We start from the raw sequence: 26,614 nt of genomic DNA on the forward strand, positions 1-26,614 counted from the left end.
GCGCTATAGAAATCGCTCAGAATCGTGCTTTTACGCGGAATGAGGGTTAGTATTATGTGTATGGTTAACGCTTTGGAACTCGCGGCTCAGGCCGCAGCCGTCATCGCAAAACGGACCGAAGTTGAACAGCACGATATCGCGCTGACACTCGGATCCGGCTGGGGCGGCGCAGCAGACCTCATTGGAGAGGTTGTTGCAGAAATTGATGCTCAAGAAATTCCGGGATTCTCCGCTCCCTCTGTTGTCGGTCATGGAGGAAAAATCACCTCGATTCGGCTCAAAGATGGACACCATGCGCTCGTTCTCGGCGCCCGCACACACTACTACGAAGGTAAAGGCGTGGCGGCTGTAGCGCATGGTGTACGAACAGCTGCTGCAGCTGGCGCGAAAATCTGTATCCTCACCAACGGATGTGGATCGACCGTGCCGGAGTGGGGGCCAGGCACCGCGGTACTCATTAAGGATCATCTCAACCTCACCGCAACTTCCCCCATTGAAGGCGCGAATTTCGTTGATCTGACGGATTTGTATTCACAGCGTCTGCGCAATATCGCGCATACCATCGATTCTTCACTGCCCGAAGGTGTCTACACCCAGTTCCCTGGGCCTCACTACGAGACACCTGCAGAAGTGAAGATGGCTCGCGCCCTCGGAGGCGACCTCGTCGGAATGTCCACTGCACTCGAGGCGATCGCTGCTCGTGAAGCAGGAATGGAGATCCTGGGGATCTCGCTCGTCACCAACCACGCTGCCGGGTTCGCTCCTGGCAACCTTAACCATGAAGAAGTCCTCGAAGCGGGGCGCAATGCGGGGCCGCGCATCTCACGCCTCTTGGCAGACATCATCGAGGCAATCGAGGGAAAGTAGGAATAATGTACAACGTAGAAACAGTTCAAGACTGGATCAACCACGATCCGTCGGAAGAGACTCAAGCCGAGCTCACTGCCTTGCTGGCAAAAGCGGAAGGCGGCGATGAAGCGGCACAGGCTGAATTGACCGATCGCTTTGCGGGATCGTTGCAATTTGGCACAGCAGGCTTGCGTGGCGCAATGGCTGCCGGCCCGAATCGTATGAACCGTGCAGTTGTGCGGCGCGCTGCCTACGGTCTGACATCCTGGCTCCACAAAACTGTGGGCAAGGATGCGCTGGTTGTGATCGGTTTTGACGCGCGCTACCACTCCGACGAGTTTGCGGCTGACACCGCAGCAATCGTCACTGCCATGGGTTCGCGCGCAATGATCATGCCGCGCCACCTACCAACCCCGCTTTTGGCTTTTGCTGTGCGTCATCTCGGCGCCGACGCCGGTGTGATGGTTACAGCATCACACAATCCTGCACAAGACAACGGTTACAAGGTATACGTTGGGGCTCGTGCAGTTGAAGAAGACGGCCGTGGCGTTCAGATCGTGCCACCGATCGACGCTGGCATCGCCGCTGAGATCGCCGCCGCTCCCCGAGCCGATGAAATCGAACTCGCTGATAGCGGTTGGGAAACCATCAGCGAAGATGTCATTGATGCCTACGTTGCCCAAGCAATTTCTGTTGTCCCGTCAGATGGACCACGTGATCTCCGCATCGTTTACACCCCAATGCACGGCGTGGGCGGAGAAATTATGAAGCGAGTCCTCGATGGTGCTGGTTTCACGGACTACGAGATGGTTCCCGAACAGGCACAACCGGATCCTGATTTCCCCACTGTGTCCTTTCCAAACCCAGAGGAAAAGGGGGCATTGGATCTTGCCATTGCTTTAGCAAAGAAGAATAATGCTGACCTCGTCATCGCCTCTGATCCAGATGCTGATCGTGCTTCTGTGGCAACGAAAGTTAACGGCGAATGGCATCAGCTTTCAGGCGATGAAATTGGCTCACTGCTCGGTGAGTACATTGCTACTCGCGATGAAGGCAAAGACGTCGCACTGGCTTCATCAATCGTGTCCTCACAGTTGCTCGGCAAGATTGCTGAGAAACACGGTCTCCACTACCAGTCGACTCTCACTGGTTTCAAGTGGATCGCGCGCACCCCCAAGATCACCTTCGGCTACGAAGAAGCGATCGGTTTCTGTGTTGATCCGAACCACGTACGTGACAAGGATGGTCTGTCTGCTGGTGTCACACTGGCAAACCTGGCAGCGACGCTCAAGTCTCAAGGAAAAGATCTGGCTGACGAGCTTGACCGAATCCACACGATCTACGGCGTCTATCTCACTACCCCGGTCACGATCCGTGTTTCTGATCTCTCAATTATTCCGGCAACCATGGCGAAGTTACGCAAGGAACCACCAACTCAACTCGGCGGTTCCCCAGTGCGCTCCATCGAAGATCTTTCACAAGGCACCGATGAGCTTCCTGGAACCGATGCATTACGTATCTTGACCGAGAACAACTCTCGCGTCATGGTACGCCCGTCGGGCACCGAGCCGAAGCTCAAGTGCTACTTGGAAGTCATTGTCCCCGTCGACAGCGATCTTGCTTCTGCTCGTGCTGAGGCCGCTCAGCGAATGAACGTGTTCAAGTCCGATGTTGAGGCCATGACCAAGCTCGACTGATCACACTGCTCAGGTTTTGGGGGTGCTCTGGAATTCCAGAGCACCCCCAAAACCTTTTCATCACGCAATAAAGGAACTGGGGGGGGTGAGCAACGCTCCCCCCCCAGTTGGCTAAACACCAGCTAGATGAGTTGTCCTCATCATCACATGGTGTCGAGAACCTTTTGGGTACCCGACAGTCCGAGGCGAGTTGCGCCTGCTTCGATGAGCTCGAGCGCAAACTTTCCATCGTGGATTCCGCCCGAGGCCTTCACCTCGAGTTCATCGCCAACGGTCTTCTTCATCAGCTCAACAGCGTGAACTGATGCGCCACCGGCCTTGTGGAAGCCAGTGGAGGTCTTGACGAAGTCCGCACCGACAGCCTTCGCAGCCTCACACACATTCACAATTTCCTCATCGGTCAGCGCAGCCGACTCAATGATGACCTTGAGTACTGCGTATGGGATTGCATCACGCACAACGGCGATGTCGTACTCGACTGCATCCCAGTCGCCTTCCTTGACATTGCCAAGATTGACTACCATATCGACTTCATCTGCACCGGCAGCAACTGCACGAGCTGCTTCCATTGCCTTGATTTCCGGAGCCACCGCACCCGATGGGAATCCAACAACCACACAGAGCTTCACATCATCGAGATCAGCTTCTTCCGGAAGCGGAAGCATCGAAGGCGAAATACACACCGAGTAGGTGCCAAGTTCCTTCGCATCTTCGATCAGCTTAAGCACGTCAGCCGTGGTGGCTTCCGGCGTGAGGATCGTGTGGTCAACGTACTTTGCGAGTTCGCTGCGTTCCATTTTTCTCCTTTGGATAGGTTTCTTACCAGTTTAATTGCTCATCTTGTCTGGGAGAACTGCCCACACAATGCGCGACCAATTGCCCAGGAACGGAGCAGGTGTTGTTCGATCGACCAGGAGATGCAGTGGCACTTCATGTACCAGTCCCGAGGCCGGATCGTAGATTGACAATTGAGGAATGTTATCCGCAGTGAACGGATTCCCGGGAATAGCCAGGACAACGTGTCGAGGCAAAATCGCCCCGACGCCCTGATCAATATCACCGCCGGTATAAAGCGGTACAGGAAGCCCCACTGTCGTCGCATGAGCAACCCACTGAAGAATGGCCCATCCGCGTGCAGAGGAGTCGTCCACCGCCGTCGAAAAGTATGTGACTTTACCTAAACGACTCAGTTCACGAGCTAAAGTCCACGGAGGCGTGCCAAACTTCTTTGGCCACTCCCACCGTCCTGCGAAAGCATTCTGCCGCAGCTGATGGTACAACTCATCTTCGATCTCACTGGCGAAGCCGGGGTGTTCCTCAAGTTGTTCGCGCAGATCTGCTCGTAAGTATGCCCGAGCAACCATCAGCGCCATAGCTCCACAGGTTGTCTCGGTCGACTGGGCAAGTGTATGCCCACCAGCCTCAAGCGGTTCGCCATAGGCCGCGTAGGTTTCCATCGCGGCCAGCGCCTGCGCATCCAGATCCTGCGGCTTCATAAAACTCACTGCTGTGGTGACTGGACGCGAGAGCGCCGACACGAATGACCCGATGTTGATCACTGAGCTGCAACCCTGTCAAGAACGACTGAGTGATTGGCGATAGTGCCGCCAATCTCGATTCCGCCCTCAAGCGATTGCAGAGCGCGCTCAAAACGGTCAGGCTCATCCGTGAAGAGTGTCATGAGCTTATCGCCCTTCTTCACTTGATCTCCCGGCTTGGCAAACAGTTCAATACCTGCAGCAAGTTGAACCTTCTCACCCGCGAAAGCGCGACCAGCTCCCAGACGCCAGGAGGCAACTCCAACTGACAGCGCATCAAGCTTGGACAAAACGCCATCTTCCTCGGCGTAGATGTCCATCGATTCCTTGGCAACAGGCATCGCGCCGTCAAGATCGCCACCTTGAGCCTCGATCATCTTGCGCCATACGTCCATCGCACGGCCATCGTCAAGAGCGGCTTCGATGTCAGCATCCGGCTTACCAGCAGCATTCAGCATCTCTCGTGCCAGGGCGATGGTCAGCTCACGGACATCGGCTGGTCCGCCACCTGCGAGCACATCAACAGATTCTTCAACTTCGAGCGAGTTTCCGATCTTCAATCCGAGCGGGGTTGACATGTCGGTCAAGAGTGCGACGGTCTCAACGCCGGCGTCGGCGCCAAGATCAACCATGGTACGAGCGAGTTCACGAGCCTTATCGATGTCCTTCATGAATGCTCCGGAGCCGACTTTGACATCCAAAACGAGAGAGTGAGTGCCCTCAGCAATCTTCTTCGACATAATCGATGATGCAATCAACGGGATACAGTCCACGGTAGCCGTAATATCACGCAAGGCATACAGCTTCTTGTCCGCTGGAGCTAAACCAGTGCCAGCAGCACAAATTACCGCTCCAGGGCCTTCAAGCCCGAGGATATGCATGATTTCATCGTTGGACAGTGCTGCACGCCAACCTGGAATTGCTTCAAGTTTGTCGAGAGTACCACCCGTGTGTCCCAAACCACGGCCAGACAGCTGCGGAACTGCCACCCCGAATGCAGCAACCAAAGGTGCAAGAGGTAACGTAATTTTATCGCCCACGCCTCCAGTCGAGTGTTTATCTGCGGTAACGCGACCAAGGCCTGAGAAGTCCATTCGTTCACCGGAGTTGATCATTGCATTGGTCCATTGAGCAATTTCTTCGCGATCCATACCGTTAAGGAAGATTGCCATAGCCATTGCAGCCATCTGCTCATCGCCCACAACACCACGCGTGTATGCGTCAATTGTCCAATCGATTTCTTCTTTGGTGAGCTTATTGTGTTCACGCTTAGCGCGGATCACATCCACCATGTCAAACTTTTCAGCCATTCCTTCTCCTTCATTTCTATGCTCGGCTCGAGCCCCTCAGGCGAGTTTCCGAGCAGCTTTACGCGTAGTTGCGCTACAAAATATTGATCGCGCCTTTGACTTCAGCAAGATCTTTGGGACCAAAACCGTAGGGCAAGAGATCCTCAATCGTGACAGGTCCTTCTCCCATCTCGATCAGACAACCGTCAGCTCCGTGTTCGCGAATGAGTTGACGGCAACGTCCACAGGGACCGATGACATCTTCATTTCCATTGACACACAAAACTGCGGCTAATTGTCCGCCACCGTCAAGAGTCATCGCCGACACCATTCCGCACTCAGCACATAAGCCCAGGCCTGTCGACGCGTTCTCAACATTGCATCCCGAGTAGTACCGGCCGTCAGTTGTCACTCCTGCAACTCCGACGGGGTACCCCGAATACGGAGCGTATGCGTGTTTCGATGCGGAAACAGCGAGCTCCCTCAACTTCTCCCAGTTGACTTCCATCATTTTCTCCTCCCGAAAAAGTGTGTGGGTGGGTTTCCCCACCCACACACTCACTCACTTGAGATACGGAATGTTCTCCGCTGCCGGCGGTCGGGACTTACCGACAAAACCAGCCACTGCAATGATCGTGATCACGTACGGGATCATGTTCAGCAAGCTTGACGGAATCGCGTTGTTCAAGTTTGGCATCATCTGTGCCACTGACGTTGCAAAACCGAACATCAGTGACGCGGCCAGTGCACCAAGCGGATGCCACTTTCCAAGGATCATTGCTGCGAGAGCAATATATCCATTACCTGCCGAAATATTTTCAGTGAACGCCAGACCTGAGCCAAGAGTGAAGAATGCACCGCCAAATCCAGCAATGCCCGAAGCAAGGATCGCATTACGCGCACGCGTACGGTTCACCTTAATGCCAACGGTGTCAGCAGCCTTCGGATGCTCACCGACTGCGCGTAGGCGCAATCCCCAGCGGGAACGGTAAAGCATAATCGTCAAAACAATAACCACCACGTACATCACGTAGACGATAATCGTCTGATTGAACAATGCAGGTCCAATCACTGGGATCTCAGAAAGACCAGGAATCTTGATCGGATGCAGAGTGTACTTGTTCGTATTGAAGACGGCCTGGTTTTCGCCAGACATGAGCGATCCAGCGAAAAACGAGGTCAAACCAAGTGCGAGCACGTTTAAAACAACACCCGTAATGATCTGATCAACACCATACTTCACCGAGATCAACGCCAGCAGGCAACCGAGGAATGCGCCCGCAAGCGGTGCAGCAATCAAACCGAGCCATGCGCTGTGGAAATACGATGCGACAAGGATTCCGGTGAAGGCTCCGATCAAAAGGTCGCCCTCAATAGCAATATTGACGACGCCGGCGTGCTCAGAGAGCACTCCCGAAAGGGAACCAAAGATCAGCGGAGTCGAGATCGCAACGGTCGAAACCAGCGCTGATGTCAATGTGATAGCTCCGCTGGAACCTGCAGCTGCGAAAAGGAGGAATCCAAAAACAGTCACAAAGCCCACTGCGATTGACGAGAGCGCTGTAGCACGCCCTGAAGGCTCAAAGCCCATTGTGTTGTGTCGAATGTTTGCCCACACAGCGTATGCAGTAACGGCAAGAGCAATAACAACAAATATCCACAGATAGAGTGGAGCGTTCACGTGCCCATCAGCGATCTTGTACGACTGTCCTGGCCCGGCAAGGCGAACACGCGACACGCCGGAGGCGTTGAGTGCCATGGCGATAAGCAAAAGTGTTGCCAAACCAAATGTGATGGGAAGTTTCCACGATGCTTTCTTCAAAACCTCAGTATTTTCCTGAGAATGAGTCGTAACAGCGCTCATCGTGCGTTCTCCTTCGAATCAGCGGATGATTCATCGATCTCGGTGGATCCTCCGATCGCGTCGGTAACCTCACCTGGATCCTCAGCGTTTACCACTACTTCGACCTTGCCCTTTTCATCGACAAAAGTAGCAGTGCCACCAGTCGTTGCGATACGTACGTATTCACGCATCGACATCTTGTCGGGCTTAGGCAAATGGAACAAGAAGCGGACAAGTGCAGGAGCAGCGATCAGTAAAACAATGGCCGACTGAAGGATCAGAATCATATCAATCGGAACATGAGCCGAAGCCTGCATCGTATATCCGCCAGCTTTGAACGCCCCAAAAAGAATTCCAGAGAAGAGAACACCGAGCGGAGTCGACTGTCCGAGAAGAGCCACGGTAATGGCATCAAAACCGACAGTTCCAGCGATATTTTGATCGACATAGCCCAAGGTACCGAGGGCTTCATTTGCTCCTGCCAATCCAACAAACACACCAGAAAGAACCATCGTGACAATAATGGTGCGCCCCGTTGACATACCGGCTGTACGAGCAGCATTGGCGTTGGCGCCCACTGCGCGGATTTCGAAACCGATCTTCGAACGCGACAGCAACCACCAGTACACGACCACTGCGAGAAGAGCCACGAGAATACCGGTGTGGAGATTGGCTCCTGGAATCAGAGTATCGAACGCAGCGGTTTTTTCAGCAACCGGGGTGCGGGGTTCGCCCGTTCCTGGGCGCTGCCATGCCTTTTGCAAAAGGATGTAGGACAGTGCCAAACCAGAAATCGAATTCAACATGATCGTGACGATCACTTCGTTGGCACCGGTCTTTGCCTTGAGTACACCAGCGATTCCAGCGTAGAGACCGCCTGCAATTGCCGCTGCCAGAAGGCAAATCAAGGTGTGAAGGTACGGCGGAAGTTGATAGTTGAAGCCAACCCAGATGGCTGCAAGTGCACCGAAGACGAGCTGACCGGTTCCACCAATATTGAACAAGCCGGCACGGAAGCCGATTCCCAAGCCAAGACCCGCAAGGATCAGTGGGGTGGCGTACATCAGAGTATCGCCAACTGGCTTAAACAGTGCACGTTCAATATTTGCAGCGTTGTAATTGAAGATCGCTCCACGGAACATTGCTTGATATGCGGCGATCGGGCTCTCACCCGAGAGTAGGATGAGTAGCGCGCCAATGACGAAGGCGATCAACACTGCGAGAAGTCCGACCAGAAGGCCCGAACGAGGAGCCGTGTGGAGGAAGGCCTTCAGCCACACCCCGAAACCGGGCTTTGCCGGTTGAATTTCTTTGCGAGACATCAGTTCTCTCCTCCTTGCACTTGTGCCAAGGCTTCGTCTTGTGGAACGCCAGCCATCATCAGGCCAAGTGCGTCACGAGAGGTTCCCGAAGGAACAATACCGATGATCTTTCCTCGATACATCACAGCGATGCGATCAGCCAATGCCTCAATCTCATCAAGCTCAGACGAAATCAGAAGGACAGGAACACCAGAATCTCTCACTTCGACAACGCGTTGGTGAATGAACTCAATTGACCCGACGTCGACACCACGAGTCGGTTGGTTCACGACAAGGAGGTCAAGATCGCGTGACATCTCACGCGCAACAACAACCTTTTGCTGGTTTCCACCTGACAGAGTAGAGATCGGATCGGTGATAGCAGTGAGACGAATATCGTATTCGTCTCGCTTTTCTTCTGCGTTCTTCAAGATGACATTGGGCTTGATTGAAAGACCCGACCCGAAAGGCGCATCGCGGTACTGATCAAGAACCAAATTTTCCGCGATTGAGAAGGAAGCGATCATGCCATCTTTCATGCGGTCTTCTGGAACGAAGCCGACGCCGGCTTCAAGAATTTCACGGGGATTCTTTCTCTGTAATTCTTTACCTTCGAGGGTGATCGATCCAGCGTCCGGATGAATCAAACCAAGCACGGATTCTGCGAGCTCGGTTTGGCCATTACCTTGCACACCCGCAATAGCGAGAACTTCGCCGCGGTGCAAACTGAAGGACACGTGGTCAAGCACATGCGTACCAACCGAGTCAATGTACGTCACGTCTTCGAACTTCAGAGCTTCTGGCCCAAGATTTGCCGGCTTCTTATCAACCTTCATCATCACAGGACGGCCAACCATCATTGTCGCCAAATCGGATTCTGACGACTTAGGATCAGCCTGACCCACGACCTTGCCGCGGCGAATCACTGTGATGTCATCTGCAACAGCACGAACTTCGCGCAACTTGTGCGTGATGAACACAATTGAGGTACCTGCGTCAGCAAGCTGACGCATAATTGCCATCAATTCATCGGTCTCTTGTGGTGTGAGCACAGCAGTTGGCTCGTCGAGGATGAGAACTTTCGCATCGCGCGAGAGTGCCTTGACGATTTCAACTCGTTGTTGAGCGCCCACAGGAAGATCCTCAATCAACGAATCAGGATTGAGGTTAAAGCCGAAACGTGCTGAAACTTCCTTCACCTTTTGCGCAGTGGCCTTTTGGTCAATAATTCCCGCGCTCTTGGTTGGCTCGTATCCGAGCGCAATCGATTCCGCTACAGTGAATACTGGCACGAGCATAAAGTGCTGATGCACCATGCCAATACCTGCTGCTACTGCATCTCCTGGGCCATTGAAAGTCACCGGCTGATCATCAATCAGGATCTCGCCACCGTCAGGCTCGTACAAGCCATACAGCACATTCATCAAGGTTGACTTACCCGCGCCATTTTCGCCAAGCAGAGCGTGGATACGCCCCTCCCCGATCTCTAAATTGATCGAGTCATTGGCGACGAGAGAACCGAATCGCTTCGTGATTCCTCTCAATTCAAGCTTCATTGCTTTCCGCCTTCATGTCATTTCAGACGTTGGGGCCCAGCCACTGGCTGGGCCCCAACGTTGATTCCCAAGCTCGGGAACTGATTACTTCTTGTTCGCGGCCGGCGACTCAATCTTGAGTTCACCGGACTTGATCTTCTCTTCGAGCTCCGTGATCTTCGTCTTCAGATCTGCAGGAACCTTGGAATCGAAATCGTGGAACGGAGCGAGCGAGACGCCACCATTCTTGAGGTCACCGATGTACGGAGCGTTGGAGAACTTACCATCAACACCCTGCTTCACGGTATCAACCACCGAAGCCGCGATTTCCTTCTTCACCGAGGTCAGAACGATGTCCTTGTAGTCCGGTACAGCCTCGAACCAGTCAGAGTCAACGCCGATGAACATGGCGCCAGCCTTAGCCTTCACAGCTGCTGCCGCACCGAGACCAACTGGGCCTGCCACTGGCATGACAATGTCAGCGCCCTGATCAAGGAACTGCTGAGTCTGCTGCTTACCCTTGTTCTGATCGTCGAAGGAGTTGGTGAAGGCGCCCTTCTGAGCGTCCTTATCCCATCCCAGGAGCTGGATGTCCTTGCCAGCGTCCTTGTTGTATGCCTTGACACCATCAGCAAAACCATCCATGAAGATCGTCACGGATGGAATTTGGATACCACCGAAGGTCGCAACCTTGCCAGTCTTGGTCATGCCCGCTGCAACATAGCCAGCGAGGTAAGCAGCTTCCTGAGTGTTGAACAGCAACGGACGTCCGTTATCAACTTCAACCGGCTTGCCACCTTCAGTGAAGACAGAATCGATCAGGCCGAACTCAAGATCCTTGGTGCTCTGAGCAACCTTGAGGATAGCGTCATTGAGGTTAAAGCCAACACCGATGATCATCTTGCAGCCGTCGTCAACCATCTTCTCAACGTTCGGCTTGTAATCGGTGGACTGCTTGGATTCAGCAGTGTTGATCTGGACCTTCAGATCCTTCTCAGCCTGCTTCAAACCGACGAATGCGGACTCATTGAAGGAGTGATCGTCCCAGCCGCCAGCATCAGAAACGAGGCAGGCCTTGAAGTTAGACGCATCGCCACCCTTTGCGTTCTTATCGGTAGATGCGCCACCACAAGCGCCGAGGAGGAGGGTCGCCGATGCGGCAACCGCGAGAAGAGAAGTCAACTTTGATTTCACGTGGGTCTCCCTATGATCCGTGCCCCGCATTGCCCGGGGCAAATTCGGTTGTTTCCATAGTATCCTGCGTCATGCGAAAATGCTTCTTCAGGATTGAACTATGGAAACGTTCATTCGCCTTTGAATTCCTGGAGTACCCGCAGCCCTAACGAAGATCGTTCCGACCCGCTTGTTCAAGCGCATCTGGGACATTCTTGACGTTCTGTGCGTACTCATTGCAAGTCACGAAGATCGTGTCTTGCGTCTCTATGATGATAGCACGTTTAACGCCCGCGACAACTATTGGTTTCGAATGTGTAAAAACTAGACTTCCTGGCGAATCTACAGCCACAACATCTTGTGGTTGCCCCCCGGTAGACACCCCTATATGGCCGTCTACCATAGCGTATAGAGATGAGTAATCACCCACATCTGACCACCCCATCTGCGCAGGAACGACCGCAACACCGCCTTCACGAGCCAGAGGTTCAGCAATCGCATGGTCAATTGCAATCTTCTCAAGACCACTCCACTGAGCGAGAAAGGTTTCATCATCACCCCACGCCTTGACAATCTGGTGAATACCATGCGCGAGATGTGGGTGAAATTTCTCCAGCGCATCGAGTAGTACGTGTGCACGCGCAACGAACATTCCTGCATTCCACCAGTATTCGCCACTGTCCACATAGCTCTGAGCAGTCCTGTGATCAGGCTTCTCGACAAACTCGCGAACCATTCGCACGCCAGGAGCAATCTCCGCCCCCTCGTGGATATATCCGAAACCTGTGGCAGGTGAATCAGGTGTAATACCGATCGTCACCACGTATCCATCTTCTGCTGCACTAATCGCACAACGGACAGCCTCACGAAAAGCATCCTCGTCCTCAATCGCATGATCAGCAGCAAATGAGCCAACCACCGCATCGGGATCACGTTGGGCAATCACCGCTGCCGCCAAGGCAATCGCTGGCATTGAGTTTCGCGCGCTCGGTTCAGCAATGACATCGCATTCGCCGCCATCACCTTCGAGCGCGTCCAGTTGCGCTCGAACTGCGCTTTCATGCGCGACGCCGGTCACCACCGTCGTTGTTGCTACAAGGGGTGACAACCGCATGACTGTATCTTGGAGCATCGAGCGCCCACTACCGGTCAGATCCACAAGAAACTTAGGGAATTTTGCTCGTGAGAGCGGCCATAAGCGTGTGCCTGCGCCGCCTGCAGGAATGATCGCATGGAAACTCACGAGGCTGCTCCCTGGGTAGAATAATGGGTTTGCTTAGCGTATTGAGCTCGTGCGCCCTTTTCATATTCTTGCTTGGCATTTTCATAGGCGTAGTTCGCCTCGGCAAGTTGTTCTTTAGCACGTAGCACAGCTTTGCGTTTACGCGCAGCACGCCACCCCTCCCAACGGGGGACATCTTCAACAGCCGACTCTTTGAGGGGCATCACGACTCCGGTGACGGAATCATGCTCCCAATCTTGAGTTTGCGGCGCCGAAAGCGTGACGTAGTTTGGCGTATCAGCGAGATGCGCATAATTTTCTTTGGTCACATCAAGTGGTTTTGGCGGATTTGCGCACATTGCTGCTGCGAGCAACGTAATTCGAGCAACCAAATTAACCCAGAGCATCACTGTCGCCAGTGCCGCAAAAGGCGCAAGGATAGGATTATTTGCGACTGACCCCACCGCAGTCGTTCCCAGCACACGGATAAGGGACGATGCCACCGCTCCTACCAATGTGCCAATAAAAAGATCTTTCGCTGGCACACGCGCTCCGGCAACCACGCGGATAAGGAAAGCAAACACTGCCATATCCACTACCGCAGCCAAGACAAGCGAACTAGCCTGAAGGACACCTTGAGCGACAGAGCCTGAAATTCCCAATGCATCGAAGATAATCGCGGAGAACTGCGTAGCTCCCGAAACAAGCAGAATGCCCGCCACTAATCCCACAGCAAGCGTAACAATCCCAGCAAGGTCAATTGCTTTGGTCACGATAAAAGTTCGAGGAAGAGCAGACAGCCCAAACATCGCTTGAATGGATGTTCGCAAAGAGCCCATCAGAGAAAGAGTAGACCACAGCATGACGAGCAGCGCGATTAACGTGACGAAGTTGAAGGGATTGTCCACCACTAAATCTTTTGTTGCCACTAACCCGTTAGGGTTGTCATGGGTTTTCAATATCCCGGGCAGAGCTGAGTTAATCCCAGATTCAAGACGGCTCATAAGCGACGGATTTTTCCCCAGCGTGTAAGAAAAAATTGTCAAACCGATAGTCAGCGCACCACCGAGTGCGAAAAGCGCCGAATAGGCAATGCCACCTGATAAAAGCCATCCGCGCTGATAACCATAGCGCGTGTTTGCACGAACCGGACGGAGGTTCATCACCCAGTCGATGACCGCCCAAAGTTTGTCCATGAGGCTGGTCGTCTGCGATGGAGTTGAAGCGTGAGTGTCAGCAACTTGTGTCTTATTGCTCATCGTAAATCACCGTCAATGCTGCATGGTCAGACCAACGCGTATCGTAGGAAGTTGCGCGGTCAATAGTGTATGTTCGTGCTCGTTCTGCGAGCGCGGGTGTTGCCATGTGGTAATCAATGCGCCAGCCGACATTGTTGTCAAAAGCCTTGCCGCGCTGCGACCACCACGTATAGGGGCCTTGAGAGTCTGGGTCAAGATGTCGCTGAACATCCACAAAACCGTTGCCAAACCACTGATCAAGATAGGAGATTTCCCGATCCAAAACACCTGAGGTTTTGTTGTGATTCGATTTCCAATTAGTGATGTCAGCTTCTGTATGGACAATATTGAAATCACCCCCCACCACGAATTCACCTGTCATTGCTCCGAGGCGCTCACTGACTTTGTCGAGATGTGCATATTTAGCTGACATTTTCGCCTCATCATCTGCCTTACCCGAGTGAAGGTATGCGCTCACCACAGTCAGGCCGTATTCAGGCAAACCCACTTCTAGCCACCGCCCAGTATCGACCGGCTCTTCGCTGTCGACAACACCGACACGCACCTGACCAACCTCAATGCCGTGACGTACCGCAACCGCGACCCCAGCTCGTCCTTTAATCTGGCACTCATGAGGAAAGACTTGATAATTTTCGCCAATAAGCTCAACGATGATCTCTTCAGGAGCACGGGTTTCTTGGCAGAGGAGAACATCGGGTGCTGTATCCGACAGCCACTGCCCCATCCCCTTACGGTAGGCAGCTCGAATCCCGTTGACGTTGACGGTGGTGATCTTCATGCAGTCCTCTCTTTGGCATCAACAACATTTGCGAGCAGCATTGCGCGAGTCATTGGCCCGACCCCACCGGGATTGGGCGATAACCATCCGGCAAGAGCATCCACGCCAGGAACGACATCTCCAACCACCGTCGATTTTCCTGTCGTCGGATCGTTGATGCGCTTGATACCCACGTCAAAGACGGCAGCTCCAGGTGTCACCATTTCAGGTGTCAGAAGATGTCCCGCTCCTGTTGCCACAACGATAATGTCGGCTGCACGAGTGTGATCGCCGAGGTTACGTGTTTGTAGGTGACACAAGTCAACACTGGCCCCAACATCTTCACGCGACGCGACGACGCCGAGCGGACGACCGACCGTTGCGCCTTGTCCAACAATACACAGGTTGGCACCTTCCCATTCGACTCCATAGTAACGGCCGAGGGCAATAATACCTCTCGGAGTACATGGGATCGGGATATCGAGCCTGCCGCTGACTTTTTCGACGAGCTTGCCAAGGTTGAGCGGATGGAGCCCATCAACGTCTTTACGAGGATCAATTGCCTCGATCACCGCCTGCGTATCGACATGCTCAGGTAGCGGAAGTTGGACAATGAACCCTGTGCACTGCGGATCAGCGTTGAGACGATGAACAGCAGCCAACACATCGTCAGTCGATGCTGTCTCGGGTAACTCCACCCGAATCGATGCAATACCCACCTGCGCAGAGTCACGATGCTTCCCATTGACGTATAGCGCAGAGGCAGGATCAGAACCAACCAGAACTGTCCCCAGGCCGACAGTAACTCCTCGTTCGCTGAGCTGTGCGACGCGCGCGGCGAGATCAGCCTTGATTTCGGCGGCGACTCGCCGCCCGTCCATCACAATCATTCAGCTCCAAACTGGCCAAGACCCGGATACAAGGGGAAAGCATCAGTCAGTGTCGCAACTCGAACACTCGCGTCGGCAATTGCGCTTTCTCCGTCGGCAAGAACGGAGGCAATGATATCTCCCACCTCACGGAACTCCTCGTCTCCGAATCCACGCGTCGCCAGAGCCGGAGTACCGATACGGAGACCAGAGGTGATGGCCGGTGGTCGCGGATCAAACGGCACAGCGTTGCGGTTGACGGTGATATGTGCCGAATCGAGAAGGTGCTCTGCGGTCAGACCATCCATCGCGCATCTGCGCATATCGACTAATACGAGGTGCACATCAGTGCCACCAGTGAGGACATTCACGCCTGCTGACGTCATGTCTGAGCGCATCAGCCGTTCAGCAATAATCTTTGCACCATCAAGAGTGCGCTGCTGGCGCTCCTTGAATTCTTCTGTTGCCGCAATCTTCATCGCTACGGCCTTGGCCGCGATAACATGCATCAGCGGGCCACCTTGAGTGCCAGGGAAAACTGCAGAGTTCATCTTCTTCGCCAACGTATCATCGCGAGAAAGAATCATGCCTGAACGCGGGCCACCGATCGTCTTATGGATTGTCGTGGTGACGACGTCGGCGTAAGGAATCGGCGACGGGTGCAAACCTGCAGCAACCAGACCGGCGAAGTGAGCCATGTCCACCCACAGATATGCGCCAATTTCATCCGCAATTTCACGGAATGCCGCGAAATCGATATGACGAGCATAGGCTGACCAGCCAGCAATAATAATGCGAGGCTGATGTTCCAAGGCGCGCTGGCGCACTTGATCCATATCAATCAGGGATGTCGCGGGATCCACACCATAGGTGACAGCGTTAAAGTATTTACCCGAGAAATTAATCCGCATCCCGTGAGTGAGATGACCACCGTGAGCAAGCTCAAGACCGAGCACGGTATCGCCCGGCGTGGCCAAAGCATGGTAAATCGCGGCGTTGGCCTGTGCCCCGGAATGGGGTTGAACGTTGGCGTATGCTGCACCGAAAAGACTCTGAGCGCGCTCGCGCGCAAGTTCTTCGGCCACATCGACGAATTCGCAGCCGCCGTAGTAACGCCTCCCTGGATAACCTTCAGCATATTTATTCGTCAGCACAGACCCCTGAGCCTCAAGAACGGCTTGCGGGACAAAATTCTCTGACGCAATCATCTCCAGAGTTGAACGCTGTCGGTTCAGCTCCTGATCCATTACCTTGGCGATCTCAGGATCGACCTGGCCAATCGGCATTGACATAAAATCCATGGCCACCACCTTTCTGTGTGTCATTCTACGACATCGGTTCGAGGTGGCGTCACGTTCAGTATCGCGCCAAGAGGAACCTCACCGAGTCAACCATTGTGATGCGCAAGCTTTCCATTTTCACGCGTCCCGTCGATACTTGGAGAAAATCCATATACAACGAGCCGTAGATTGCATGTGCGAGAGGCGCCACCTCGTCGGCGGAAATATTGAGAACTCCAGCTTTACGGGCACGGCTAAGCGCACTTCCGATCGATGCTTCAAAGGACTGCACGTAAGAAATGAAGTCTCGTACGCGCGGAGATGAGCCTCCAATGACTTCTCGTTGGAGAGCGATAGCGTTGTCCGGCCGAGAAGCGGAGATCGCAATGAAAGGATCAACGACAGCGATCACTTGCGCGACGGCGTCATCCATCGTGAGGATTTCGCCATCAGGAAGCTTCCGATCCTTGAGCGATACGAGAAAAAGCTCGATCAGAAGATCTGCTTTGCACCCAATCTGGCGAAATAGCGTTCCCGTCGAAACTCCTGCAACGCGTGCAAGCTCACTCGTTGTCACGTTATCGAAGCCGTCTCGGTGCATCAATTCACGCGCAGCGGCCAAGATTTTTGCGTGATCATCACGCTTGCGATCTTCACGTTTTCCCATCAGTTTTCCTCTCTAGGGTGACGATGGCAGTAGCGTATTCTCCGTCATGACTGACCGAGAGATGGGCGACGACACTGCCGACAGCTCGCGCAAGTTCACCGTCAAGGACGAGTCGAGGACGGTTCCATGCATCGGCATCGACCCACACTTGTGACCAATCGATCGGATCAGGGATAAGAGGTGGGCGGCCAAAGTTTTCCTCTGACCACGCCTTGATAAATGCCTCTTTTGCGGCCCAACGTCCAGCCAGGTGGTAGGCCACCGGACGTCCTGTGACATGGTGACGTTGGGCCGCAATACGCAGCTCGCGCGGGTGGAACGCACGCGCGAGCTGCGTTCCCGGCTCATCCAACTGGGCGATGAATGCGGGAATATGAACAAGATCAATCCCGACACCTGAGATCTCAGGCATAGTAGCCGTTCTCCCCCAGACGGGCTGATGGATCGAGTAGCATCCGCGTCTCAGTCTCATGAGCATTGGAAGCGAAGCGTCGACCTTCGATCTCTTCGAAGAAGGGAGCGTGTCCCATCATCGCCGCCTCAATTCGCTCATGCCCAGCACGTCGGCGAGCAAGCGAGTGTTCACGCCAGGTTACCAACGCCTCGTGACCGTGCGCATGAGCCACAGCTGCCTCAAATGCCCCCGGATGGACAAGAGCAACAACCGAAGACACATGCCCAAAGCCGAGAGAGGTCACCAAAGCTGCTTTAATCGTTTGCCGCTTGCCAAGCGCTAGTGGATCGCGCAGCCAAACCAAGTAGTCGTCGTCTTCAAATACCGGATCAAGATTATCTAGTGCTCGGTTGGCTGGGATAATTCCCGTAGCAAAGACCTGTGTCACGCCAGCAATCTGAAAGAGCGCCGCTCCACCCTTCGCATGACCAGTCAAGGTTTTCTGCGAAATCACATACAGCGGATTGCCCTCATGTCGGCCAATTGCTTTCGCCAAGCGAGCATGAAGCTCTGCCTCGTTCGGATCGTTCGCATTCGTCGACGTATCATGTTTGGATACGACAGCGAGATCATCAGCTTCAACTCCCAAAGGGCGCAACTGACGCATCAACGATGACTCTGTGCCTCCCAGACCTGCGCCGAGCGCTCCGATCCCCGGTGCCGGGATCGAGGTGTGAGCGCCGTCAGCGAAGCTCTGCACGTACCCCACCACCGCGTACACTGGCAACCCGAGTTCAAGAGCGAGGTCACCACGAGCGATCAGCACAGTTCCGCCGCCTTCAGCTTCGACGAAGCCACCCCGACGAAGGTCTCCCGCGCGCGAGAAAAAGCGGTGGTTAATTCCCTTTTCTTCCATCGCAGCCGACGATGCCGTGGCGTTCATCAGCCCGAAGCCTTCGAGCGACTCGGCACTGAGGGCATCAATTGCACCTGTTACGGCAAAGGTCGCCTTGCCTAGACGAATCTTGTCCACTCCTTCCTCAACCGAAACCGCAGCAGTCGCACATGCTGAGACCGGCTGGATCATCGATCCGTAGCCTCCGACATAGGCTTGCATCGTATGAGCAGCGATGACATTGGCTAAAGTTTCCTGGAGCGTATCTTGGGGGATATTCTCTGAGCGGAAACGTTCGAGGAAAAGCTTGCGTATTGATTCCATGCCACCAAAGCCGGTGCCCTGAGTTGACGCAACCTGTGTGGGGTGAATTGCTGCCAGCAGTTGTGCTGGTGTGAACCCTGATGACAAGAAAGCATCCACAGTCGTCACAAGATTCCACGACGCCATGAGATCGGCATTTTCAATCATCGACGCTGGGATACCCCAGCGCTGCGGGTCAAAACCAGCAGGCATCTGTCCAGCAACATAGCGGCTGATCGCCGTGCGTTTCGGGACAAGTGCAGTCGCCCCCTTAGCACGGGTCACCTGCCACTCACCTCCCACGCGCGTCGCGGTCGTGAATTGTCGATCCGCAGCAACATAGGCGTTAGCCTCTTCTTCGTTGGCAACAGCGAAGGTCACCGGTCGATCGAGGAAAACGGTAGCGGCATCGTTCACACTCTGATCAGTGATCGTGTCGCGATCGGATAACTGACGGATTCCACAACGTGCCACTACTTCGTCGGCATAGCGATCGTAGATATCCGCTTCATCCACAAGCTCGCCGTCAGTGTTATACCAGCCCGCTTTCGGAGTGTCATGCCAGGTCAGTAGATCCATTCCCCAGGCAAGTTCAAGAACACCTGCCGCAGTGAGTTCGAAGGAGCCATCGGCTTGAACACCGAGTTCAGCGGCGAAGCGCGTGCGCGAACTTCCCCACGGGCCAACCTCGCCATAGCCAACAATGACAATGGTGTCTTGCGGACGGGCGGTCACCGAATCCCAGTCACCCTCCCGTGAAGCGGGAAGAGACACCGAGGTTGCATGAGGCAGCGCCTTGAGAGTGGCAACGTTCTGCGGAGGCATCTGAGTTGCTCTACTGCGGCTTTGCTGAAGAAGGGTAGCAAAGTCGATGTTGCCCAGACCGCCGGTAAAATCGACGTCAAGCGGCGCGTCCAGAGCGTCCTCGCGAGCCTCACGCCCAGCAAGAATGATGATCTTGTCAGCCATTTCGTCGGTTGAGTAAGTGGTCACCCCCTGACTCTCCACGTACTCCACTAACGGGTCATTTGCGCTCATCAGGCCGGTTCCTCGAACCCATCCGATTCGAGCGCGAGCCACTGTGGTGCGCTTACCCCACGGTTCAACTCGCCACTTATTCAAGATTGCATCAAATGCAGCCTTGACCTCTCCATAGCCGCCGTCGCCGCCGAAGAGACCACGGTTTGGTGAACCTGGAAGCACCACGTGCATACGATGTTCGGTATCCCATTCTTCGCCGATTGCGGCCAAGCGGGTGAGCAAACGCTCCACGCCCCACAGCATCACTCGTGCATGAATTTCTGTCTCAGCTCCGACACTCTCCATGGTTCCATAGACAGGCGGCGCAGCGAAGGGGAAGAACAGATCAGGAGTCAGAGCCGGTTTAATTTCGACCAACGTCGCATTCACTGTTTCTGTCGACTGTGTGCCGATCCATTCCGCGAGCGCATCAATATCACGATAGGAGGCAAGGTTGGTAGGCACGAGCCACAACTCGGCTCCCCCGCGTGCATGGCGTCGGTACATCTGGCGTGCCGCAAGCAGGCGATCTGTGGAGATGCTCGAAGCAGTCGCGATCACGGTAGCGCCGCGAGCTAGGAGCTGGCGGACAACACCGCCTGCGATCGACGTCGGCGTCATACCCGTCACCACTGCAACTTGACCTGTGAGTTCACCAGGATCGGTATTTCGGGCATCCCGAGCGATCATCAGCAGACGTGACCGCAGCGAATCGTTGATCGCCCTGTCAGCTTCGTACTCTGCCTGGCGTGCAACAGCCTCGCCCGTTGCGAGGAAGTTTGCTTCGACTTCCTCTCCAAGTGCAATCCGTGCCACGTCCTCGCGTGCGGTTGCCCAGCGATCGTTAAGGCGCACAGCTTTGACAGCCTCGAATCGTGGCTGAACAATCTCGGGCCACTTTGACCCCAGTTCAGCTGTCACCGTTTCCATCAGAGTGTCATCAGGCTCAAGATGATCGCCCTGGATATCGAGCTTGCCAAGACGATCAAGGAGATCGCGAGCATTGGCTTCCAGCGCGGAGGTAATTGTCTGTGAGAATGCGTCAAGCGCTGCTGAGTCCACGACCCCACCTGAGCTTGTCCCCGCTGAAGGCCGTGCTACCGCGATCGAGTGCAACGCACCAACACGCTCAACAGCCGCATCAATCAACGCATCAACATCGTCTGCCGACGTCGGCGTCTGGGTTGACAAGGTGGCAAGTTCTCCGCCGCGCGTTGACGACCCTTCGCGCGTATCAAGCAGAAGCACTGCGCTGGTCCACGCAGCCCATCCGGCGCCCAAATTCCACACATTCGACAGACGCTCACCGACCTGGGTTGGTTTGACTCCAGCGGCACCGAAGAGCCTACGCAGACGCTGTGCAACAGCATCGGACAGCACCGGGCCAAAGGGGCGATAGGAATGCGCGAGTGTCGCAACTTGCGATGCCAGCTCAGCCACAGGCAAGTCTGCCGCGCCGTCGATGGATGGCAACGTGAGCTCCGCGGACATATCCATGAGAACCTGGTTGCGCTTGGATGAGACGCCACCTGTGAGAATTTCGAGTGTATCCGCGTCGCCAATTTGGCTCAACGTCACCTTGTTTTCCAACGCCAAAAGAATGCGCAGGGCGTCAGGAGCATCAAAGGGAAGATCCGCGATCGGCTCCGTCCCCGCCGACGGCGACGGTAGCGGGAGCGACGGCGCATTCACCTGCACAGCCTCTTGCGAAGCTGAGTGTTCTTCTGTAAGAGTTTCCTCCGCTGTCTCGCTCGCGACGGGTGTGGGAGGTTCCACCACGTCGTCATTCATCACACGAGCAGTGTCCCGTCCGAGATTGAGAACCTCAACCTCGCAACTGCGTAAAGCAGGTTTCTTCAGAGTTTTAGCAGCCATATTCGCCAACGTCGGCGCCTGTCCAAGCCCCACTTCAACGAGACGTTCGACACCTTGCTGGCGCAGGAGGAGATCTTGGGTCTCGATCCAGCGCACCGGTGAAGCAAACTGGTAAGCCAACAGCTCGATCAGTAAGGCACGCGTGAGCGAATCGCGCTGTCCCACGACGTCAATCGATTCCCAATGCGCAAGCGAATCGGCAACGAATGGTGAGTCACATGCTGAGGCCACAGCTTCGAAAAACTCACGTGTCAGCGAGAACGGTCGAGCCACGAGGTTGGGCACATACTTATTTTCCAGCGACTGACAGCTGATGTGCTCAGGAAGAAGGGAGTTGAGCAGAGTACGGAACTCGTCCACACCGTTACGCAAGACGCTCGAATGGAAGGGAACATCAATACCTGGAATGAGCATGAACGCGCCCTTCCCACCAGCGGCGAGAGCCCGAGCCTGAGCGTCGGCCGCGAGCGCATCGAGTCCTGCCACTGTTCCTGCCACCGCGTACTGCTCATCGAGGAGGTTGTAATTCACAATTTCGAGGAACTCGCCGCTCGCTTCTGCCACTGAAGCGACATAGGCTGCCACATCGGCGTCGGTGACTCCGAACTGATTCGGACGAAGTGCTCCCAGGCGGTAGTTCGATGATCCATCTTCATTTCGTGGAACAAGGTTATGCATCGTTGAACCGCGGTAGAACACAATATCGAGCACTGTTTCAAGATCCATAATCTGGCCATAGGCACACAACGCGTTGTACTCACCGAGTGAGTGACCTGCGAAGTAGGATCCATCTTCGATCGCACCAGCAGCGCGCAGCTGTTCGGTTTGAGCAAAAGCAACGGTCGCCAGAGCCACCTGGGTGAACTGGGTAAGATTGAGCACTCCCTTGGGATGACGATACGTCACTCCCTTTGCGGTAATCGAATCAGGGTTGTCACGGACAACTGCGAGAATCGAGAAACCAAGAGCATTTCGAGTATGAGCGTCGGCGCGCTCCCACACAGTGTTGATGGGCGCACTCGAGGAGCGCAGGTCAAGTGTCATTCCCTGTTTTTGGATGCCCTGACCCGGGTAGACGTACGCGGTGATCGGACCGGCCACAGCGGCACTCGCCACCGAGACAACATTGCCACCCACTTTTGAGGTGACTTCGAGCATGAGTCCCCCACCGTTGATGCGCCCAATACGATCGATGGTGATCTCAATGTTTTCGCCAAGTTTGACCATACCGAACATTCGATAAGTCCAGCCCAGAATCTGCCATCCGTGCTCGAGACCTGCGCCCATCACGGCGTGTTGTGCGGCGGCGTCGAGCCACATGCCATGAACAATCGGAGCGTCAAGTCCTGCCAAACGGGCAGCAACTGAGGAGGTGTGAATCGGGTTGTAGTCACCCGACACCTGCGCGAACGCTTCCATCGACGTCGGCGCTGTTACTGTGACTGTGCGCAGACGTGAACGCTTCGTTTCGCGCACGTCCCAGTTCCCTCCTGCGAGAGATGGTTCATCCACGGCGTCGCGTCCTTGTGCACGGCCACGGATTGCAAAGCGATCAGTGAACGAGCCCAGGTCGCCACGTTCATCGCGCAGTTGCGTCACCACTGTGACAACGCGGCCAGCGGACGAATCGACGACATCACATGCACGTGAGATTGCTTCAATGCGAGCACCTTCACGCAGCTGGCGAGTATCGAGTAGTTCGGCGTGATCGAGATGAACCACACCAAGGAAGCCTTCGAGTACGCTCGCACCTTCATAGGTTGCTGAACCGAAAGCTGCATAGATTGCCGGCCACGCCATTCCCAAAAGTGCTGAAGGAACAATGGGAGCCGCAGTGACCCCGTGCAGTGTATTGGCTGTCACTCCGGCGTGGAGCACGCCCAGTCGCTTGCCGTAGGTAAAAGTGTGGCGAGCTTGCCCGAATGGAACATTAACCGGTGGCAGTGCGCTAATTGTCTCTCCCATGGGGTCAACGGCTCCCACGCCGGCGATCTCGCAGAGGAGAGAACGCATGGTGTGGTCAAATCTGTCCTCATCGACGACAGGAACCCCGCCGTCAGCCACAGCGTTGGGCAGGATCAGCGGAATCGTGAGGCTGGTTGCACTGTGAGCCATGCCGTCAGGCTGATCAAATGTCACGACCAGATCAACGCCGAGTTCAGTGTCGATCAGTTCGTAGGAATCGACGAGGGTCACCGGGTTAGGAACGAGACGTCCGTGCCACAAGATGTGGGTAACGTCGGCAAGGAATTCTTCAGGAGTTGCCGACATGCGAGTGAAGCGATCACTGATCTCTCCCCCGACGGCGTCGATAGCGACAGACTCGAAACGTCCCAGGATCTGTGCCACCGGTTCATCGACGCGAGTAATTCCAGCAACAGAAACAGGACCGGGAATGATGCGCACCGAATCGGCGTCGTACCGCTCATCGTGAGATTGCCAAAGGTTATCTGAGGCCCACCATCGGAGCAAGGAATCATCGAGTGCGGGAACGAATGGTACCGGTTTGGGATAAGTGCGGCATTCTTCGATGAACCATGCCGCATCCGCCTGAGTAACGTTGGTTGTGGCTGCACTGGGATATCGCTCAGATAATCGGTCAAGGGCAGCATAAGGGTCACGCACACTGTCGATGTCAGGGTAGATCGTGTCGATGAGGCCATGGTCTGCCTCGTTCAGACGAGCTTCAACACGCTGAAGCATGTCATGGAAGCGCTGAGTAAAGATCACATCCACCCATGGATATGCCAATTCGACGTAGCGTCGAAGCATCCCGTCATAAGTCATCATCGTGACATCGCCGAAATAAGGCTTCGCGGTGTGCGATAACGCCTCAATGATTTCCTCTCGGCGAGCCTCGCGTTCTTCAGGTTTGCCTTGAACCGACAAGATCAGACGACCGGCTCGAGCAGAGGCGTTCTCTACTTCGTGAATGTCAGCAAGCAAATGCGAAAGACCCGAGGTGATGGCGTGGTTCTCGCTTCCCGACGCCACCCATCCATCATTTTCTGTGATTCCTGGTAAATCGACAAGGAGTTGCTTCACAGAACGTGACGTGTGAGCTTCTTTTGCGGCCATCGCGGCTGTTCCGACAAGGATTCCGTCCACCGGCATACGCTGTGCACCGAACTTTTCTGACCAGGTGCCTGTGAGGAAGGTTGCCGCGTGCTCAGGAACGCCAAGTCCGCCGCCAACAACCAATACTGTGTTGGGGAGCTGCCGGATCTCGCCGTAGGTCGGGACAAGAAGACCCTCCATGTCTTCCCAACTGTGATGTCCACCTGCACGACCGTCCTCAACTTGGATAATGACGGGAATGTTGGGAATCTCCTTTGCAATCGCCAGTACCGTACGAATTTGAGCCACCGTTCCGGGCTTAAATGACACGTACGGGAAGCCACCCTGACGCAGTTGCTCAATAATCCCCAGCGCATCCTCTACTGGCGGGATACCAGCTGAAATCACAACGCCGTCGAAGGGCGCACCATTGGCACGTTCACGAGACACAATGCGCTCACGTCCAAAATGTAGCCCCCACAAATACGGATCCATGAACATAGTGTTGAACTGGACTGCACGTCCCGGCTCAAGTTGTTCGCGAAGCTTGCGCACATGCTCAAGGAAAATTGTCTCCGTGACCTGCCCCCCACCCGCAAGTTCAGCCCAATACCCAGCATTCGCAGCAGCTGCCACGATGTCCGGTTCGACCGTCGTCGGTGTCATTCCAGCAAGCAGGATCGGTGAACGGCCAGTAAGCCGAGAAAAACGTGTGTCGAGAACGGTTTTACCACCCACACGCGCCACGCGTGGGGCGAAGGCTGACCAGTCAGCCCCACGTTCCCAATCATAGCCAGGGGTTACGATACGGTCACGAGCCATCGCTGATCCAGCGTTTGCCAGCCCAATTCCGCGTCCTGCGATGAGTCCCTGAGTGATTGAATTCAAAGCCTGCCCCGGGCCAAAATCGATGATCCAAGGAGCACCAGTTTCGAGTGCTTCACGCATCTCGTCGTCGAAGCGAATGTGATCGGTTAACACGGCTCGAGCAAGCCGCTCGACGTCGATCGTCAGATCGCAGGCTCGCGCCCACTGGCATACTTGGTCGACAGCAGGTTCAAGAAGACGAGAATGGAACGGAGCAGCAACGGGCAGGTATTCAACGACGGCGGTACGGGCAGTACCTCCGACCTCTTTGTTATCCCGACGTGCACGTGCCTGAGCAGACAACTGGTCAAGATCGGTTTCAAGCGCAGCGAGATCTACAGGACGCCCCGAAACAGTGAAGAAGCGGTAACCGTTGCGAATTGCGAGGTCAAGATTCGGGTGGGTAGCCAGTACAGATCGCAACTGGTCTTCCGTGATCCCCCGAATAGATGCCATTGGGGTACGCCCGGCGTGTGCCGACGCATCTGCCATACGCGTGGCGAATGTGGCAGCAGCGCCAATGAGTCGAGCCAGTGCGAAAAGTTCGCCTTCGTCGTCACCGCGGACAAAGTCTGCCGCGAGGACTCCTTGAGAATGTCCGATCGCAATAGCAGGATCCGGCAACCCGAGCTCGTGATAAGCGAGAACTTGGGCAGCGAAGATACCCGGAACCGAAGCGAATGGCTCATTGGTGTCAGTACCAAGAAGATCAAGCGGACCAGCGCAGATTGAATTCACTTCATTGAGGACAGGAGCAAGAGTCTCATCCGAGCGTTGCATCATCTTCTCGAAGCGATGAGCTGCAATCGGCTCTGCAACAGACTCGCTCAAGGCCAGATGCCAGGGGGTCGCTTGTCCGCCAAAAAGGGCAATGTAGGGGGTATTTTCACAGTGAGTCTTGAATGATTCCATGTTTACTCCTCA

General features: G+C 54.9%; 18 protein-coding genes. 2 read left to right on the plus strand and 16 right to left on the minus strand.

Features of this window, described 5'->3' with window-relative positions:
* The first annotated feature begins 60 nt into the window (after positions 1–60).
* Together ACTOVJ_RS02090 and ACTOVJ_RS02095 are read left to right on the plus strand one after the other, a co-directional pair.
* Positions 61–867: a purine-nucleoside phosphorylase gene (locus ACTOVJ_RS02090; RefSeq protein WP_449502628.1), complete on the plus strand. Its 807-nt coding sequence runs from the start codon at positions 61–63 to the stop codon at positions 865–867.
* Positions 868–872: 5 nt separating this feature from the next.
* On the plus strand, positions 873–2,546 hold the full coding sequence (locus tag ACTOVJ_RS02095) for a phospho-sugar mutase (protein WP_449503892.1): 1,674 nt from the start codon (positions 873–875) through the stop codon (positions 2,544–2,546).
* Positions 2,547–2,689: 143 nt separating this feature from the next.
* On the opposite strand, the gene deoC is transcribed toward ACTOVJ_RS02095, so the two are convergent.
* The 16 genes from deoC to ACTOVJ_RS02175 all read right to left on the minus strand — a co-directional run bounded on the left by deoC (position 2,690) and on the right by ACTOVJ_RS02175 (position 26,602).
* On the minus strand, positions 2,690–3,343 hold the full coding sequence (deoC, locus tag ACTOVJ_RS02100) for a deoxyribose-phosphate aldolase (RefSeq protein WP_449504613.1): 654 nt from the start codon (positions 3,341–3,343) through the stop codon (positions 2,690–2,692).
* Between the two features lie 30 nt (positions 3,344–3,373).
* Positions 3,374–4,105, minus strand: a complete 732-nt coding sequence (locus ACTOVJ_RS02105) for a hypothetical protein (protein ID WP_449501168.1) — start codon at positions 4,103–4,105, stop codon at positions 3,374–3,376.
* Positions 4,102–5,394 (minus strand): thymidine phosphorylase, encoded by a 1,293-nt coding sequence (locus ACTOVJ_RS02110; RefSeq protein ID WP_449501169.1) that lies wholly within the window; start codon positions 5,392–5,394, stop codon positions 4,102–4,104. Before ACTOVJ_RS02110 ends, ACTOVJ_RS02105 begins: the two co-directional genes overlap by 4 nt.
* 73 nt (positions 5,395–5,467) lie before the next feature.
* The gene (locus ACTOVJ_RS02115; protein WP_449501170.1) at positions 5,468–5,884 is read right to left on the minus strand and encodes a cytidine deaminase; all 417 of its coding nucleotides are present in this window, start codon (positions 5,882–5,884) and stop codon (positions 5,468–5,470) included.
* A 51-nt stretch (positions 5,885–5,935) separates the two neighbouring features.
* Positions 5,936–7,237, minus strand: coding sequence for an ABC transporter permease (locus ACTOVJ_RS02120; protein WP_449504614.1), 1,302 nt, complete (start codon positions 7,235–7,237; stop codon positions 5,936–5,938).
* Positions 7,234–8,538 (minus strand): ABC transporter permease, encoded by a 1,305-nt coding sequence (locus ACTOVJ_RS02125; RefSeq protein WP_449501172.1) that lies wholly within the window; start codon positions 8,536–8,538, stop codon positions 7,234–7,236. Before ACTOVJ_RS02125 ends, ACTOVJ_RS02120 begins: the two co-directional genes overlap by 4 nt.
* Complete coding sequence (locus ACTOVJ_RS02130) at positions 8,538–10,073, minus strand: ABC transporter ATP-binding protein (protein WP_449501173.1); 1,536 nt, start codon at positions 10,071–10,073, stop codon at positions 8,538–8,540. The genes ACTOVJ_RS02125 and ACTOVJ_RS02130 overlap by 1 nt, the downstream gene beginning before the upstream one ends.
* Before the next feature lie 84 nt (positions 10,074–10,157).
* Positions 10,158–11,246, minus strand: coding sequence for a BMP family lipoprotein (locus ACTOVJ_RS02135; RefSeq protein WP_449501174.1), 1,089 nt, complete (start codon positions 11,244–11,246; stop codon positions 10,158–10,160).
* A gap of 145 nt (positions 11,247–11,391) precedes the next feature.
* Complete coding sequence (locus ACTOVJ_RS02140) at positions 11,392–12,468, minus strand: mannose-1-phosphate guanylyltransferase (protein WP_449501175.1); 1,077 nt, start codon at positions 12,466–12,468, stop codon at positions 11,392–11,394.
* Positions 12,465–13,706, minus strand: a complete 1,242-nt coding sequence (locus tag ACTOVJ_RS02145; protein ID WP_449501176.1) for a YihY/virulence factor BrkB family protein — start codon at positions 13,704–13,706, stop codon at positions 12,465–12,467. Before ACTOVJ_RS02145 ends, ACTOVJ_RS02140 begins: the two co-directional genes overlap by 4 nt.
* Positions 13,696–14,484, minus strand: a complete 789-nt coding sequence (locus tag ACTOVJ_RS02150; protein WP_449503888.1) for an exodeoxyribonuclease III — start codon at positions 14,482–14,484, stop codon at positions 13,696–13,698. The genes ACTOVJ_RS02145 and ACTOVJ_RS02150 overlap by 11 nt, the downstream gene beginning before the upstream one ends.
* Positions 14,481–15,353 (minus strand): tetrahydrofolate dehydrogenase/cyclohydrolase catalytic domain-containing protein, encoded by an 873-nt coding sequence (locus ACTOVJ_RS02155; protein ID WP_449503887.1) that lies wholly within the window; start codon positions 15,351–15,353, stop codon positions 14,481–14,483. Before ACTOVJ_RS02155 ends, ACTOVJ_RS02150 begins: the two co-directional genes overlap by 4 nt.
* Positions 15,350–16,657 carry a serine hydroxymethyltransferase gene (glyA, locus tag ACTOVJ_RS02160; RefSeq protein WP_449503886.1) on the minus strand — a complete coding sequence of 436 codons (1,308 nt, stop codon included), beginning with the start codon at positions 16,655–16,657 and terminating at the stop codon, positions 15,350–15,352. The genes ACTOVJ_RS02155 and glyA overlap by 4 nt, the downstream gene beginning before the upstream one ends.
* A gap of 31 nt (positions 16,658–16,688) precedes the next feature.
* The gene (locus ACTOVJ_RS02165) at positions 16,689–17,279 is read right to left on the minus strand and encodes a TetR/AcrR family transcriptional regulator (protein WP_449501180.1); all 591 of its coding nucleotides are present in this window, start codon (positions 17,277–17,279) and stop codon (positions 16,689–16,691) included.
* The gene (gene acpS / locus ACTOVJ_RS02170) at positions 17,266–17,691 is read right to left on the minus strand and encodes a holo-ACP synthase AcpS (protein ID WP_449501181.1); all 426 of its coding nucleotides are present in this window, start codon (positions 17,689–17,691) and stop codon (positions 17,266–17,268) included. Before acpS ends, ACTOVJ_RS02165 begins: the two co-directional genes overlap by 14 nt.
* The gene (locus ACTOVJ_RS02175; RefSeq protein ID WP_449504615.1) at positions 17,684–26,602 is read right to left on the minus strand and encodes a fatty acid synthase subunit beta domain-containing protein; all 8,919 of its coding nucleotides are present in this window, start codon (positions 26,600–26,602) and stop codon (positions 17,684–17,686) included. Before ACTOVJ_RS02175 ends, acpS begins: the two co-directional genes overlap by 8 nt.
* Positions 26,603–26,614: the final 12 nt, after the last annotated feature.

This window comes from Arcanobacterium sp. (ex Cirak et al. 2026) (assembly GCF_053585065.1).